The sequence below is a fragment of the candidate division KSB1 bacterium genome (genome assembly GCA_034521575.1).
Classification (GTDB): Bacteria; Zhuqueibacterota; Zhuqueibacteria; order Residuimicrobiales; family Krinioviventaceae; genus JAXHMJ01.
Map to the genome: position 1 here is coordinate 300,492 of JAXHMJ010000002.1, position 15,491 is coordinate 315,982.

Below are 15,491 nucleotides of genomic sequence, written 5' to 3' on the forward strand. Positions count from 1 at the left end.
AATATGGTAAGGTATGGGACTGTCGGTTCTGGGAAGGGTTGTAGAGGTACAGGAGTTGAAAATAACTAAAAAATATCAATTTATCCTGTTTGATCTGCTTGCATTGAACCTGGCCTACTGGGGAATGCATTTTTTATCGCCGGCTGTCGGACTGAGCGCGTCCTATTACAAGTTGTGGCTTTTAATTCACGCGGTTTGGGGAATTGTGCATTTCAGCCGGAAAAATCACTGGGCCCTGGATAAAGGTGCGTTTAAAGCCCGATTGTTCCATCAAGTCACCAGCAGTCTGTACATGCTGTATCTCACGGTATTGATTGTGATTTTTCTCGGGAGCACGGATTTTTCATTGTATCATATTTTCGGCACGTTTATCAGTTATTGGTTAATTTCAATCGTACCGGTCTCACTGTACAAAAACAATGCGTATGCGCTTCCGGATCATTCTTATCCGCAGAAAAAGACAGGAGAGGTTCGTTACCTGCTTTTTGATACCTTTCTTTTGATGATTGGTTTCTTTGTGATTTATTTTATAAAGTATAGCTCCCTTTCATTAGACCCCAAAGGCATCCAGGTTTTATTATTTCTGACCGGTATCAATGCAGTGACGTCACAATGGACACGCCAGTACCACGATATCCACAAGTTTTATCATGCGGTTGCGGGAACCTTGCGTTTCCGGTTTTTTATCAGCCGCGCTTTTTTCCGTCCTCATCTTCTGCATTCCAGTTGTTTCATTATTCCCGATCCACTATTTTTGGCACATTGCTGCTTTTGATGGGGCTTGAAATTGCATGGTTTTGGACGCAAAGCTCGAAAATCCGTAAAAGCCGGGGGGGTGATATTGAGGACATTAATGAGGTACGCAAGTATATCGAGCACTATGAAGGTAAACCTCAAATCGCTGCTGATACGGGGACGGGGCATTGGACAAAACCCAAACAGAGCGCCATTGCAGATCTCAAAGATCGATATTTATCCGCGAATCCAGATCTTTTTCATGTCCTTGCCGAAAATCTGGATTTGACTCGTGTTGATGCGTTGCGCGCCAAAGTCCTAACAACATCAACATTATATAATATTGATGTTCTGCCGGAGGATGAGCTTCAATTGTTCATTAATCTCGAAAAAATCAACAATATTCGTTTTATCAACCGCTATTTCCTTCAGGTTCACCGTAAACTCGTTCGCGGCGGGTATTTTATACTGCGCAAAACGCGCCTGGAGACGTTTCGGGAGTCGCTGGACAATCGGTTTCCCAGGCCGCTGGCGTTTATGATATACGGTCTTTATTTTACCTGGTATCGGGTTTGTCCCAAGTTGCCCGGGTGTCAAAAGCTGTATTTCCTTATTTCCAAAGGCGAAAAACGCGTTTTTTCCCGGGCGGAAATCGCGGGACGCTTGTACTTTTGCGGATTTCATTTGCTGGGTATACACACGATCAATGGCGAGCATTGGTATATCGCTCAAAAAAACGGATTGCCGAGCACGGATTTGAATCCGTCATACGGACCGCTTATCAAATTAAAACGTGTCGGCTATCAGGGAAAATTGATCAATGTTTACAAACTGCGAACCATGCATCCTTATGCCGAATATCTGCAGGATTATGTCTATCAGCAGAACCAACTCGATGAATCCGGCAAGCTCAGGGACGACTTTCGCATGACGGAATGGGGAAGGGTGTTTCGAAAGTTCTGGATTGATGAAGTGCCGCAGTTTGTGAATCTGATGCGCGGCGAAATGCGTCTGTTTGGCGTGCGCGCCTTGAGCCGGCATTATTATTCGTTGTATCCTCCGGATGTACAGAATATGAGAATCAGACACAAGCCCGGACTGGTTCCTCCGTTTTATGCGGATATGCCGAAAAGTTTTGAGGATATCATTGAATCCGAGCGACAGTATCTGATTCGCAAAGAAAAAGAGCCCTGGAAAACCGATGTGATCTACTTTGCCAGGGCGGTGATGAACATACTGTTCAGACACGCCCGCAGTCACTAGTCGCCCGCGCTGTTGAAATCAGAGTTCCGGTAGCTGTTATTTTTCTCCTGTCAAGGAATATTTTACTCAAACCTCTGTTTTATAATAGTATGAATGCAAAAATCCTGTTTTATCTAAGTATCATTGTGACATGCACTGTATTGATTGCCGCGTCAACGGTACCTGAGCATCTTGCAGATGAGCTGGCCCGGTTGGGCTTTGAAAATGTGGTCTGTTATGAAAACCGGCACGGTCAATTGGCCGTCCAGTACGAAAACCGCATCCACCGGGATGAGGTCCGGGCGCTTTCAGCGGTCCTCAAGTGTGTGGATGAATGCGTTGAAACGGAACAGCGAATTATGCTGCTGCCCGTGAGTCGCGGTATGATCAACACGGGCATCAGTATTCATCTAACGGATTACCGGGCGTTTATCGCGCGGGAAATGAACGATGCAACGTTCTTTGAAAGAATTCACTTTATAAAAACAAAAAAATTCGATTTAAAATCTTTAACCGGCCAACCCCGAAACACCCCGTTGGGGAAAATAGATATTTCTGTTCTGCCCGGGATGAATTTTCAATTGGGCAATTACGAGGATCGTGTTAAACTGAATTTGAATATTTATCCGGATTTTCGTGTGCGATTGTGGGATGGAGCGGAAATACAGGTGCAGCCTGTAATACCCGTGTTTGACGAGATTTATACGGAGCAGGGCGTTTATGACAAGTCGATACGGCTCTCCAGAGCAACGCTCTCCCAGTTTCTAACCGTTCCGGGAGATATCAGAATGATTGTCGCAGCCGGCGCCTTCGTGCCGGAGCGCTGGGGGGCGGGAATCGAAATGAACCGCATGTTTTTCAATCGGACTCTGTTAATGGGCGGCAGACTGCACAGAACCGGATTTTTGTTTTATCAGGATCAAGAGTGGAACATTTCCACTGATATGCTCACCACAGGGTCTGCTTATGCGCGTATTTTTTTAAAACCCTGGAATATGTCAGCCGGATTAAGCTATGAGCAATTTCTGATGCGAGACGAGGGCTTTTCTTTTGACATTGCACGTTATTTCGGTGAAACCAGATTGGGGTTTTATGTGACCCGAACCGATCGGGATACGCATGGCGGGTTCCGGTTTACGATTCCCTTTTCTCATCCCAAACATTCCGCTCCAAACCGGCTGCGGATACGCTGGGGCGAGTATTATGTGTGGAATTATAAAGCCTCCAGCGAGGTTTATACCTATGGCGGACCGATTGACACCGGCATCTCTGTGCAATCCGGTACGGAGTGGCGGCATGTATACAAACGTCTCTGGCCGTCATATTTGAAAAATAATTTGAGTTTCCTAAAATAAGTCTTGATTTTTTTTGTTGTTATTGCTATTTTTTAATGAGGTATACCGTCAGACCGCAAAAGATACTGTTAAATGCTATCCGGGTCCGGCGAATAAACTATGTGGGAGGAATACCATGTTGTGTAAAGTGGGTAAAACTGTACGCGTGTCATGTGTCGCGATTTTAATCATCGTCGCATTGGTGGGGATGTCGTGCAGTCTGAATGAAGTGGATGATCCGCTCAGCAGCGGTTCATTCAGAATCACAAAAGCAGCGCGAACAACCAATCAGAACGGAGTGGGACGTCGAACCTTCTATCGGCATGAAACCCTCATCGTCAATCTGATGGATTTGATAAAACAGGAACAGACCTTTATTGAAATTGTCCGTTTATCGGATGACCGGACCTTGAACGAGACGGTTATGGTGACCGATATGGACGGAAACATTATGGGCCTGCCGGTCTGGCATCACATTGGTCTGGGCAATGACGGCAATCCGATGAGTGCGGGGGCGACTATCTGGTGCATGTTCTTCAGCCGGAAAAACATGAACCGCGTACCATCCTCAGCATCCCGTTCGAGGTTAAAGACGCCCCGGCGCCCGAACCGCATACCTGGGTCTGCAATAATTCCGGTAGCGATATCTTTGGACAGGCTCTCATTGGAGAAACCGTTTACATGACGGGAACCGGATTCGTTCCGGGCGACAATGTGCGTTTGCTGGTGATCAGCGACGTGGATACGGTCTTTGACGGCATGGGCTATGCGGATGTCAGCGGCGGCATCGAAACCGCAACCATTAACGGCGACGGCTCGCTACCGCCGACCTTGGTCTGGACCCCGCCGGTCACCGGCGGCTATGATGTGGTGGTGGACACGGAGCCGTTCTCCGAGTACAACGAGGGCGATGCGGTATCCGATGTCTTGCTGCAGGGCCTGGTCGTCCAGGAACCGGCGTCCGAAGAAGATATTTTCATTGACATTGCCAGTGACGAGTTTGGCATTCATAAATCCCAGTTTGATTCCCTTGATGCCATTTTTGCCACGGTTTGCCCCTACCGCCAGTCGCTCTATAATGTAAACCGGGATTACTGGAACACGCCGGGATCCGAAAACTATCGTTCTAACCGTTCCCCGATGGTCTGGACCCCGATTGCGGTGACGCTGCATCAGGAGGTCTGGGAGGCGGGCGATCCCATTTACACCATCCGCACCGTCGGAACCATGCAGATGACCACGAACCTGCAGTTGAATCATCGCACGTCTTGCGTACCGACAGTGCGTATCCGCGGCGCCTGCAAGCCCAAATATATGAATCCGCTGAAACTCTGGCCCGGCCCCTATGATATGATCGTGGATGTGAACGGCAATGATGTTTATGATCCGGGTATCGATTACCTGGACGGCGGAAGTCCGGGACCCGGTTTCACCATTCCGGGCGAACTCTTGCCGTCGGATTCGGTGCGCATTATCGCCACCACGGATGACGATTTTGTCGGGCGCCAGTTCGGCACTACAAAGATCAATATCAAGGTGTTCAATAACCTGCTCCAGGGTCATGAAAATGTCGAGATCAGAGTCTCTGTTGTGATTGGCCCCGGACGCGTCATACCCGGTCCATCGGGAAGCTTTAAAGACAAGTATGGCTACCTGCATCTGTTTACCAACGAGGACGGCTATGTCTGGTGCGAATTCACAGACGGACAGTTCGGCGTCATGTCGCGCGTCCGCCTTGAATTCTATATTGACGGCAAGCTGTACTGGCAGGTGGTTTCCCTCGATCAGACAACGCCGCACACGCATACACAGGGCATTATTATCCACGATCAGGGAAGCGGCAGCTGAGTTTAATATTCAATAGACTGTATATAATCAAGGGTAATCGTGTATACGGTTGCCCTTTTTTTCATGGAACGCCGGATGAGTAAACCGCTTTACAACCTATGTTTTTGTTTGCTGCTCGCTTTTGGAGCGAGAGCTGAACCCTTTGCGTCGGTGTACGGGTACAGTGGACTTTTTGTCACACCGACCGCGACGATCATGCCGGACGGGCAGATGCGCATCGGGGTCAGCCGCATGCCGCGGATTGATCATGTGCCCATGGGCTATAAAGAACGCACCATGGTGTTCGGCGCTTTAAGCTATCTGCCGTTTATGGAAGGGTTGCTGGGCGTGGTGTCGCCGGACCAGCATCCCGCAGGTATGGGAACCCGTACGCTGGCGCTGCGCATGCGTTTACTGCGTCAAAGCCGATTATGGCCCGCCATTGCCATCGGCGCCCAGGACTTTGTCGGCGGAAAAGCGCTTGATGTTTCGATCAAAGGCTCGCAGCTGTTTGCCGCCACTTATGTGGTGTTGACCAAAGATGAAAAATTACCCGGATGGCTGGGACGAACCCCCCTGACCTGGAATATCGGTTACGGCACCGACTGGCTGGATGCCAATACCCACCATCTCGTCGGACTCTGGGGCGGTGTGTCGCTGCAGCCCATGCAGCCGGTCCGGGTTGTCGCTGAATATGACGGCCGCCATACCAATCTCGCGGCCAAACTCGATCTCTTTTCGCATCTGCAGGTGACCTATGCCTGGTGGAACCTAAGATATATGACCTGGCAAATGAGTTTATACTTTACCTTGTGATGATCCCCTGATCCTCTAAAATCCGATATGGAGATGATATGAGCTACGCAACGTTTGAAAAAAGAGAAAAACTGCCGAATATACCGGTGCGGGGGACATTGACGCTGACATACCGCTGCAACAATGACTGCCGCCACTGCTGGGTGCGGGAAGCGCCGGGCGATCCAAAGAAAAAAGAAGAGTTGTCCACAGAGGAATGGATTGACCTGATCGATCAGGCGCGCGCCATGGGCACGCGCGAGTGGTCGATCACCGGCGGCGAGCCCATGCTGCGCCCGGATTTTCTCGAGATTTTTCAACAGGCCACCCGCCAGTACCGGCGCTATTCTCTCAACACCAACGGCACGTTTTTAACCCCCAAAATCGCAAAACAAATCGCCGCCAACCCCAAAGGCCGCATTATGGTGGCCCTGTACGGCGCCACTGAAGATGTCAATGACCATATCACCCGCAATCCGGGATCCTACCAGGCCGCCCTGCGCGGTATGCGCTATTTAAAAGAAGCGGGCGTCAAGTTTGAAGTCCAGATCGTGCCCATGCGCGATAATATTCATCAATTGGAAGATATGAAAGCGTTGGCTGAAACGATCAGTCCGCATTGGCGGCTGGGAGCGGTGTGGTACTATTTGCACAAAGACCGGGATGAGAGTAAGAATAAAGAGATTCGGGCGCAACGTTTACCGGCAGAGGTCGTGGTTGAACTTGACAACGTTGCGTTTTCAGACCAGAATAAAGATAGCGCTTGTCAGATTCAAGCCTCGGGAAAAAATATCTTACAACCCTGTCTGGAAAAAATCAATCATTTTGCCATCGATCCTTTTGGACATTTATCGTTTTGTGATTTTATTAGAAAACCGGAATTACTCTATGATTTGCGGAAAGGAACGTTTAAGGAGGGATGGGAACGGTTCATACCATCTTTGAATCAAGTCACAGCAGATACCGACTATACTGACAATTGCGGTGTATGCGGCCGGCGTTCTTCATGTCGCTGGTGTCCCGCCTACGCGTGGCTGGAAACCGGTTCTTTTTCCAAACCGATTTCTTATCTCTGTGATATTGCTGATATGACCAGCCGCGAAAAACAGAAATGGCAGGATGAACATATTCGCTATTATTCGATTGGCGGATTGACAGTCAAGCTTGAATCGGAACTACCCGTTACGGATAACACCTTTGCGAGTTCAATTCGAACCTTTGAAACCTTACCGGCTCCCGAAGACCTTTATATTCGGCATTCATTTAATTTTCCAAATATGCAGCGGGTGGATTTCGGTCCGCGTTTACAAACCCGCGACGTCTGGGATATCCGCAAAAAGGGTGAAACGGTTTACTATTTGAAATATACCGACGAACAGCGGAATGGACATGAACCTGTGCGCATCACGGCCAGCAATGACGATCATTCGCGATGGTTTGTTTATCACCGAAATGATAAGGAATATAAAGATGGTGAACTGGAATCATTATCTTTTGCCCCGAATGATCAATTGATCCTGTCAAATCTTGTCGCCCATCATCAAAGCACCCTGGTGCACGCCAGTGGGTTTCAGGTGAATGATCTGGGATTATTGGTACCCGGACAATCCGGCGCCGGCAAATCAACGTTTACAAAATTGTTCGCTGAGCAGGCTGATATTCTTTCCGATGATCGTGTTATCATCAAAAAATCTGGCAACCGCTTTCAACTGTACGGTACCTGGAAACACAGCAGTATCCCCGCAGTCTCGCCGGGGCCTTCGCCTCTTTCCATGATTTTATTCCCCGTGCATGACCGGGAAAACAAACTTGCACCCGTAAAAACCATGATGGACTTTTATCAGCAAATGCTGCCCAAACTCGTCAAGCCTTTACCCGACGAGAAGTGGTGGCAACATACCTTGTCATTTCTTGAAAAACTGTATGCCGCCGTACCCGCCTATTATGTTCATTTCGATCTCTCGGGCAGCATTGTACCGATTTTACTTGAAACTGAAAGCTGTGTATGAGTGAATATGTAGATAAAGTATACAATATCCCGTTTGATAAAAAAGCAGTGACATTGCGGCACCTGGATATCGAGTTGACGGAACGCTGCAACAACAATTGTGTACACTGTTACATCAATAAACCGGTTTCGCATCAGTGTGATGAGATGAGTACTGACTTTATCCGCGAATTGATTCAACAGGCTGCGGACAAAGGCTGCCTGAGTATCAGATTCACCGGGGGTGAGCCGCTGTTGCGTCCTGATTTTGCCGAGCTTTACACAGTTGCGAGACAATTGGGCATTCGCGTTATATTGTTCACCAATGCGACATTGCTTCACACGGATATCATTACCTTGTTTACAGATATACCGCCGCTTTACCCCATTGAGGTGACGTTATATGGCATGCATCAGTCATCTTATGAGGCGGTATCCCGCAAGCCGAACACGTTCCGTCCTGCATGGGAGGGGATTCAGGCGTTATGGAAGAATAATATTCCTTTTGTGGTCAAACAGGCTTTTCTGCCGCCCAATTATAATGAACGCCTGGAATTTGAAGCCTGGGCGGAAACCATACCGTGTATGAATCAAAAACCGGATTACGCGCTGAATTTTGATTTGCGGGTGCGACGGGATTCAGAAACCCGAAATCATGAAATACGCAATGTACGCATGAGTCCTGAACACTTTGTCGAAATTATGGCACGTAATCCCAAACGTTATCTGAATGAAATGCAGCAATTTATGAAAAAGTTTTCAAAACCGCCCGGTAACAAGCTGTTTACCTGCGGCGCCGGATGCTCCGCATGGACGGTGGATTCATTCGGCAATCTTCAGGTTTGTCTGATGGTGCGCCACCCGAACCTAATTGTCAATTTGCATGAGCTCCCCCTGGATGAAGCGATGCAGATATTGACCCGACGCAAAGAGTCTTTGTATTCCAGAAATATAGAGTACAGGGAACGATGTGCCCAATGCTTTCTTTATGACCGGTGTCGCCAATGTCCGGGAACGGCCTGGTGCGAACATGGGGTTATGGATCAACCGGTGGATTACTATTGTGCGCTGGCTCATGCTGAAGCACAGGCTTGCGGATTATTGACCGCCGGAGAAAAAGCGTGGGAGGTGAGAAACCGGGAAAATCGGATCAGAAAACTGCAGACAAGGGAACGGCTTGTACATGAAAAGTCGAGTTAAATTTGGTCTGCTCTGCGTATTGCGTTCAGTAAAAAGCGTTCCGTTGATCAGGCGTAACCTTAAAAAGATGCAACGGCTTTTCGATGTTTATGAGGCGCAACCGGATGATATACCCGAACTGAAACGCTGGCTGAATAAAAAAAACAAAAAACCGACGGTTTCCGGTGAAAAGGAGTTCATTCTCATCGCCCGGTTTCAGGGCATGCTTGCGGGATGTATTCAATTAATCTATTTTGGCGAGATGCGTCCTCAAATGCCGCATTATTGGCTGTATGCGCTCATCGTCAAACCGCTGTTCCGCAGTATGGGATGCGGAGAAAAATTATTCCGATGCGCAATTGCATTTGCAGAGCAAAGACAGTTCAATACATTGCATTTGTTGGTGAATCCTGAAAATTCACAGGCTTTGAACATTTATCGGAAATCAGGTTTTGAGATGGATCATGACCTTGCATTCAGCTGGAATAACAACTATCAAATTTTGACCTATAAAAAAGGAGCAAAAAATGGCTGACATCCAATGGGACAGCGTTTACAAACAGAACAAAGATGTCGTCGCGCGGGAAATTGAAAATGAATATATCCTGGTGCCGGTCACGGCGGGTATCGGGGACTTGGATGAAGAAATTTATGCTTTAAATGAAACCGGACGTCTGATTTGGGATAAAATTGATGGTATTAAAGATATAAATGCTGTCAAGGCGGAGCTGCTGAGCGAATTCAAAGTGCAGGAACAGGAGCTCGCCCGCGATATAAACGGGTTTGTCCAGGAACTGGAAAAACGCAATATTTTGATCAAAGTGTCTTGAAACACCCCGAGATAAATAAAATAACGGTGACTGATAGGTTGCTTCCTAAAGTGCTTTCGGCTGTACTCCAAAATGGGGCGCTTGTCAGAAAACTGGCCTGTGGTAACAGCATGTACCCGTTTATCCGCAACCAGGATGTTGTGATCATTGAACCCTTTAACCGCAGGCCGCACCTGGGAGATGTCGTTGCCTTTCGGCACCCGAAATTTCGCGGTCTGGCCATTCATCGTGTGGTCGGCAGACGCAAAGATTCGTTTTTGTTGAAAGGCGATAACGCAAAGCGTGCCGACGGCTGGTTGGCTTTTTCCCAGTTGACCGGATGTGTCGTGCAAACAGAACGCAATGCCCGTCTGAGACGCCCCCAGTCCCGTCTTGAATCGATCCTCATTGCCGGTCTGTCCCGTATCGGACTCTTGATTCCCATTCGCAAAATGATCAAATCGAACATGCCCGGCATGGTTTCTCCGCTTCAGCGAATTTTTTGATCGTTTGAACAACTGTGTAACTGTTTTATGGAACCCTTTATGAATAAAATAATTAAATCTTTAGACTATAAATACAAGCTGCAATAGCATGTGATGTAAAAAAATATTTGAATACGCTTGAATGATAGTGTAAACGTTGAATTGACCCATTCTTGACAGACAGGCCATTTTATGGAAAATTATCTTGAACAGCAACCGATCACCGATTATCCCCTGTGGGAGCGATACAAAGGTCGGCATAAATTGCATACCATCACATTCGAAATCACGGAGCGATGTAATTTCAATTGCCGGCATTGTTATATTAACCAACCCGCCGGAGACAGGCAGCGTAAAAAAAATGAGATGTCAAGAGAGTTTATTTTAAAAACAGCGGATGAAGCTATTAATTTGGGCGCGGTGTGGTGTCTGCTCACCGGAGGGGAACCGCTTTTGCGCCCGGATTTCTCGGATATTTATATTGATCTCAAACGCAAAGGCCTGTTGTTGATGTTGTTTACCAATGCCGGATTGATCACAAAAGAACATATCAACGTGTTCAAAGAATATCCGCCTTATGCCATCGAGGTTACGATTTACGGCGCGACCCGCGAAACCTTTGAAAAAGTGACCCGCAAACCCGGCTCTTTTGAGCGTTTTCGGCATGGATTGAATCTTTTAGTCGAACACAAGATTCCGGTGCGCCTCAAAGCCATGGCGCTGCAGTCCAACGTTCACGAAATGCAGGAAATCGCAAAGTTTGCGCGACAGTACACAGCAGATTTTTATCGTTTTGATCCGCAGCTGAGTCTGCGCGCGGACTTTGATCAGGAACGCAATGAAATAATCAGGCAGGAGCGTTTGACCCAAAACCAGATCGTCGATCTTGAAAACCGCGATGATCAACGACGGGAAGCGCTGTCCAAACATTGTGATAAATATATCATGTCCGGACCGGACCGGCAAACCGCATACTTGCTCAACTGCGGAGCCGGAAACGGCAGTGTGGTGGTTTCTTATGACGGAAGGCTGAAACTGTGTCCGTATATGCTTCAGCCCGAATTTATCTACGATTTGAAACAGGGTTCTTTGGCAGACGCATGGAAGACCTTTATCCCAAACGTGCGCAAGACAACCACACAAAATCCGGAATACCTGAACCGCTGCAACAATTGCCGCATCTTTAATCTCTGTTCCTGGTGTGCAGCGCACGCCTATCTCGAAACCGGTCAGTCGGACCAACCGGTCGAGTATCTCTGTCAGGTGGCGCAGGCCCGCGCGGGAAAATCTGAGAAATCTCACAGAGACGAAAAGTGAAAAGACAGATTAAAATATGCCTGACAGCGTTTGTGATGCTTTATGGCGTTGGGTTGTCATTTTCTTTCGCTGCTCAACCCACAGTCTCCATCCTGGGTTCATCAGACACCCATCTCGAACTGCAGGTCAAATTCCCTGATTTTGATTTGATCCAGTCCGAGACCGGCTACGACATTACCATCCCCGGCTGCAGCCGCAAGAGTCAAATTGGTGCGCCTCAACTGCCGGTGTGGGCCCTGCAGGTGGCTGTGCCTCCCCGTGCGCACATTAGCATATCTTCTCAGCCGATTGATATCTATGAGTTTTCCTGTTTCAACATCACTCCGGCTCCGGTTCTGGCTGAATCTGTACCCTCGGACTCGCAGACTGTAAATTATGTCTTTAAACGAGATGATTCAATCTATAATACCAGTCAGCATTTTCCCGCCTCCTGGTATATGGACGGCGAGCCGTATCAGCTGCGGTCACAGAAAATCCTGCCGGTTCGTCTGTTTCCGGTTCAATACAATCCGGTGACCGGACACGCGCAATTCGCACAAACAATGATCATTCGGGTGCGGTTTACAGGTGCATCAAGCCCCACAGGTGTTCACGATCCGAAAAGTCTGGACTGGGTGAAAAGACTGGTCTGCAATCCCGAACAGGCAGAGAAATGGCAATTTTCACCCGAGCTGCCCTTGAAAAAGCCCGCAGCCTTTCCGTCATCAGCTCAGCCCTGGGTCAAAATCAGGGTGCCTCAGCCCGGCCTTTACCAGATAACCGCCGGCGATTTACAGGACATGGGCGTTGAGATTCAATCCATCGACCCGGGCACATTGCAGCTGTTTCTGAATGGCGCTCAAGTTCCCATCGAGGTCGTTACGGGTCATGAGGCTTTACAGACTGGCGACAAAATCCGATGGGGGGTGGCACGGGTCGGAACGGAGTATACCCGCAAGAATACCTACTGGCTCACCTGGGGAGCAGAGCAGGGTGAAAGAATACACATCGACCATTCGTTTTCAGAGGCAGGAGAGATTCTGGTGCGCGGGCCCAGGACCATCCGCCTGGAGCAGCAAACCTATTATCTGAGCGAACTTGAAGCCCAGCCGCAGGAGGATCACTGGTTCTGGGAGCGGTTGATGAGCGGCCGACCCTTTCAGGTGGATTTTGAGGCGTCGCACGTGTCCGATACAGCCGCCAGTGCACAACTCGACGTTGAAATGCTCGGTTATGTGCATTTGCCGGACGTCGAACCGGATCATCACACGGTCGTTTCTGTTAACGGAAATCAGGTCATCTCCGAGCTGTGGGATGGTCGCATCAGAAAACAGATGCAGAATACATTTCCCTTGAGCGATTTGAAAGACGGTGAGAACACAATTGATTTTGATCTGCAGTTGCCGGACCATGTGCCCTATGATTTTCAGTTCCTCGACAACATAGAATTGACCTGGTGGCAGGATTATATCGCTGACTCGGACAGCGTCTGGCTTACCGCCCTGGGTGAGGGGGAACACCGCATCCGGTTACGCGGGCTGTCTCACAATGACCTCAGGGTATACGCCTTTGAAAACAACCATTGTATAAAACGCATAACCAATGTCCGGTATTCAGAGAGCGAACCTTATTCTCTGCTTTTCTCAGACTCGCTTTCCGGAGAAAGACACTACTTGATTGTCAGGGACTCCCGGAGGCCGGATGAAATGTCTGTTTATAGTCCTGTTGACGTTACGGCGCCGCAAACGGATTATATCATTGTCAGTCATGCGGACTTTATACAAGCCTCTCAACAGCTTGCTGAATTTCACCGCTCCCGGGGATTGTCGGTGCAGGTGGTGGATGTTCAGTCTGTCTATGACAAGTTTAATTACGGTCACAAAGACCCGTCTGTCATTAAAGACTTTATTTCCTACGCCTATCACAACTGGCCCAAACCGTCTCCGCTTTATTTGCTTTTGATGGGGGATGCCTCGTATGATTATTTGAATTACACCGGAAACGGGGAGACCGATTACGTGCCGACGCATCTGTTTATCTCCAATTCCTATTCGTTCGAAACCGCATCGGACTCCTGGTTCGGTTGTGTCAGCGGATCGGACCTGGTCCCGGATCTGTATGTCGGCCGATTGCCGGTAAAGACCGCTGAAGAAGCGCAGGATGCTGTGCTGGATATCATGCAATATCATAAAAACCCGCAGGCGGACTGGCAGCGTTCTATGATGTTTGTTTCGGATGACTCGGATATCGGCGGCGATTTTGAAGGCTTTACCCAAAAAACAGTAGAGCTGGTCCCGGATGTTTACCAGGTTTCGGCCCTGTATGCCAAAGATATGCTGGATGAGACATCAGCGCGGGCAGCTCTCCTAAATGCTCTGAACCAGGGTCAATTGATCGTTAATTACATCGGACACGGGTCCAGGGTCAGCTGGGCGGCGCAGCCGCGCTTGTTCCATATCACAGATATCCCGAATTTACAGAATAATGCCAAAATGCCGCTGGTCATGACCCAAAGCTGTATCAACGGCTATTTTATTCATCCCGACCCGGAACAAAGCGCCATGGGTGAGGTGTTTATGACCGCGGGACATCGCGGCGCCATTGCCGTGTACACCGGCGCCGGTTATGCCTATCTGAGTCCGTTGCGCACCCTCACCGACCGCTTTTATCAGGCCTTGCTGCGCGAATCGATCGCAATGCCGGCGGCGGCCGCGACGCTGGCGCGCGCCGAGCTGTTGTCGCGTCATCCGGAAAAATGGGACCATGCGTTGTTTTATATGTTTTTCGGCGATCCGGCCCTGCAAATGCCGATCGCAGTACAATCGACAATTGACCCGGCCTGGTACAGCGGAACCGTTGAAATAGAGGGAGAACCGGCGCCGCAGGGTGCTGCAATCTTTGCGCGCCATTTTACACGCCGATATGGGGACAGTGCGTTGATCAAAGAAAATGGCCGCTTTGACAGTCTACGGGTTCCGGCTGATAATCCTTACACCCCGCAGCGCGACGGCGCACGCACAGGCGATTCTCTGTTTTTTTTCCTGGCAGTCTCCGGAGATACCTTGCTTTTGAATCCGGTGGTCGAATGGCAGAGCGGTTTACACTCGATGGACTTTGAGCTGTCGTCGACCGCTGTCGAAAATGATGTGACGATTCAATTGTACGTTAACAATCAGTCAGCCGATCAATGGATTTCAGGTGACCCCCTGCCGCGGGAGTCCAGGATTACGGCAATGATACGGGATGAACATTCCAACATCGATCCGGAGCAAATCAGCTTGCTTTTGAATGACAGCAGCGTTGCTGATGAAAAATTGACGTGGAATCAGAACGGACCAGAGCTGTCGGTTTCTTTTTCACCGGATTTACCGGATGGAGACTATAAACTCATGGTTTCTTTTCTATCCGGACCGGCGCGTGACCATGCGCAATCCCTCCTGTTCCGGGTCCAATCGTCACTGGCATTGGAGGATGTGCTTGTGACTCCCAATCCCCTGTATACAGAGGGCGAGTTGACTTTTATGCTGCTCAACGACCAACCGGCCAATATTGTTCTGCGTTGTTTTACACTTGCCGGTCGGGCGCTCTGGACGAAATATTTTACCGCAACTGTCGGTTTTAATACTTTTAAGATTAATGCCTATGATCAAACCGGCGATCGACTGGCCAATGGCGTCTACCTGATATCGGTTACGGCCAAAGATGATTATGAATCTGTAAAGAAAATTGTGAAAATGATGCTGATACAATGAACGTTGAAATGTTGAAATGTTGAACAGTCGAACGGGTTATGCGTCGAATT

The 15,491-nt window shown here is 48.8% G+C and carries 13 protein-coding genes; all 13 read left to right on the forward strand.

Annotated features, from left to right (window positions below; all coding sequences use genetic code 11):
* Positions 1-55 precede the first annotated feature (55 nt).
* The 13 genes from U5R06_04115 to U5R06_04175 all read left to right on the forward strand — a co-directional run bounded on the left by U5R06_04115 (position 56) and on the right by U5R06_04175 (position 15,441).
* Positions 56-775: a hypothetical protein gene (locus tag U5R06_04115; protein MDZ7722016.1), complete on the forward strand. Its 720-nt coding sequence runs from the start codon at positions 56-58 to the stop codon at positions 773-775.
* Positions 727-1,998, forward strand: a complete 1,272-nt coding sequence (locus U5R06_04120) for a sugar transferase (GenBank protein MDZ7722017.1) — start codon at positions 727-729, stop codon at positions 1,996-1,998. The genes U5R06_04115 and U5R06_04120 overlap by 49 nt, the downstream gene beginning before the upstream one ends.
* A 125-nt stretch (positions 1,999-2,123) precedes the next feature.
* Positions 2,124-3,332 carry a YjbH domain-containing protein gene (locus tag U5R06_04125; protein ID MDZ7722018.1) on the forward strand — a complete coding sequence of 403 codons (1,209 nt, stop codon included), beginning with the start codon at positions 2,124-2,126 and terminating at the stop codon, positions 3,330-3,332.
* Between the two features lie 115 nt (positions 3,333-3,447).
* Positions 3,448-3,996, forward strand: coding sequence for a hypothetical protein (locus U5R06_04130; GenBank protein ID MDZ7722019.1), 549 nt, complete (start codon positions 3,448-3,450; stop codon positions 3,994-3,996).
* The gene (locus U5R06_04135) at positions 3,993-5,159 is read left to right on the forward strand and encodes a hypothetical protein (protein MDZ7722020.1); all 1,167 of its coding nucleotides are present in this window, start codon (positions 3,993-3,995) and stop codon (positions 5,157-5,159) included. The genes U5R06_04130 and U5R06_04135 overlap by 4 nt, the downstream gene beginning before the upstream one ends.
* 75 nt (positions 5,160-5,234) lie before the next feature.
* Positions 5,235-5,954 (forward strand): YjbH domain-containing protein, encoded by a 720-nt coding sequence (locus U5R06_04140; protein MDZ7722021.1) that lies wholly within the window; start codon positions 5,235-5,237, stop codon positions 5,952-5,954.
* A 38-nt stretch (positions 5,955-5,992) separates the two neighbouring features.
* Positions 5,993-7,942 (forward strand): radical SAM protein, encoded by a 1,950-nt coding sequence (locus U5R06_04145; protein ID MDZ7722022.1) that lies wholly within the window; start codon positions 5,993-5,995, stop codon positions 7,940-7,942.
* Positions 7,939-9,120: a radical SAM protein gene (locus U5R06_04150; GenBank protein MDZ7722023.1), complete on the forward strand. Its 1,182-nt coding sequence runs from the start codon at positions 7,939-7,941 to the stop codon at positions 9,118-9,120. The genes U5R06_04145 and U5R06_04150 overlap by 4 nt, the downstream gene beginning before the upstream one ends.
* A 67-nt stretch (positions 9,121-9,187) precedes the next feature.
* On the forward strand, positions 9,188-9,634 hold the full coding sequence (locus U5R06_04155) for a GNAT family N-acetyltransferase (protein ID MDZ7722024.1): 447 nt from the start codon (positions 9,188-9,190) through the stop codon (positions 9,632-9,634).
* Positions 9,627-9,929 (forward strand): PqqD family protein, encoded by a 303-nt coding sequence (locus U5R06_04160; protein ID MDZ7722025.1) that lies wholly within the window; start codon positions 9,627-9,629, stop codon positions 9,927-9,929. The genes U5R06_04155 and U5R06_04160 overlap by 8 nt, the downstream gene beginning before the upstream one ends.
* A gap of 110 nt (positions 9,930-10,039) precedes the next feature.
* Positions 10,040-10,414: a S24/S26 family peptidase gene (locus tag U5R06_04165; GenBank protein ID MDZ7722026.1), complete on the forward strand. Its 375-nt coding sequence runs from the start codon at positions 10,040-10,042 to the stop codon at positions 10,412-10,414.
* A 171-nt stretch (positions 10,415-10,585) separates the two neighbouring features.
* Positions 10,586-11,710 carry a radical SAM protein gene (locus tag U5R06_04170; protein ID MDZ7722027.1) on the forward strand — a complete coding sequence of 375 codons (1,125 nt, stop codon included), beginning with the start codon at positions 10,586-10,588 and terminating at the stop codon, positions 11,708-11,710.
* Positions 11,707-15,441, forward strand: coding sequence for a C25 family cysteine peptidase (locus tag U5R06_04175; GenBank protein ID MDZ7722028.1), 3,735 nt, complete (start codon positions 11,707-11,709; stop codon positions 15,439-15,441). The genes U5R06_04170 and U5R06_04175 overlap by 4 nt, the downstream gene beginning before the upstream one ends.
* Positions 15,442-15,491: the final 50 nt, after the last annotated feature.

Bases quoted from the DNA above. Each gene is read 5' to 3' on its own strand.
- U5R06_04130 (MDZ7722019.1), top strand. From the start codon at position 3,448: ATGTTGTGTAAAGTGGGTAAAACTGTACGCGTGTCATGTGTCGCGATT.
- U5R06_04135 (MDZ7722020.1), top strand. From the start codon at position 3,993: ATGACGGGAACCGGATTCGTTCCGGGCGACAATGTGCGTTTGCTGGTG.
- U5R06_04140 (MDZ7722021.1), top strand. From the start codon at position 5,235: ATGAGTAAACCGCTTTACAACCTATGTTTTTGTTTGCTGCTCGCTTTT.
- U5R06_04145 (MDZ7722022.1), top strand. From the start codon at position 5,993: ATGAGCTACGCAACGTTTGAAAAAAGAGAAAAACTGCCGAATATACCG.
- U5R06_04150 (MDZ7722023.1), top strand. From the start codon at position 7,939: ATGAGTGAATATGTAGATAAAGTATACAATATCCCGTTTGATAAAAAA.
- U5R06_04155 (MDZ7722024.1), top strand. From the start codon at position 9,188: ATGCAACGGCTTTTCGATGTTTATGAGGCGCAACCGGATGATATACCC.
- U5R06_04160 (MDZ7722025.1), top strand. From the start codon at position 9,627: ATGGCTGACATCCAATGGGACAGCGTTTACAAACAGAACAAAGATGTC.
- U5R06_04165 (MDZ7722026.1), top strand. From the start codon at position 10,040: ATGTACCCGTTTATCCGCAACCAGGATGTTGTGATCATTGAACCCTTT.
- U5R06_04170 (MDZ7722027.1), top strand. From the start codon at position 10,586: ATGGAAAATTATCTTGAACAGCAACCGATCACCGATTATCCCCTGTGG.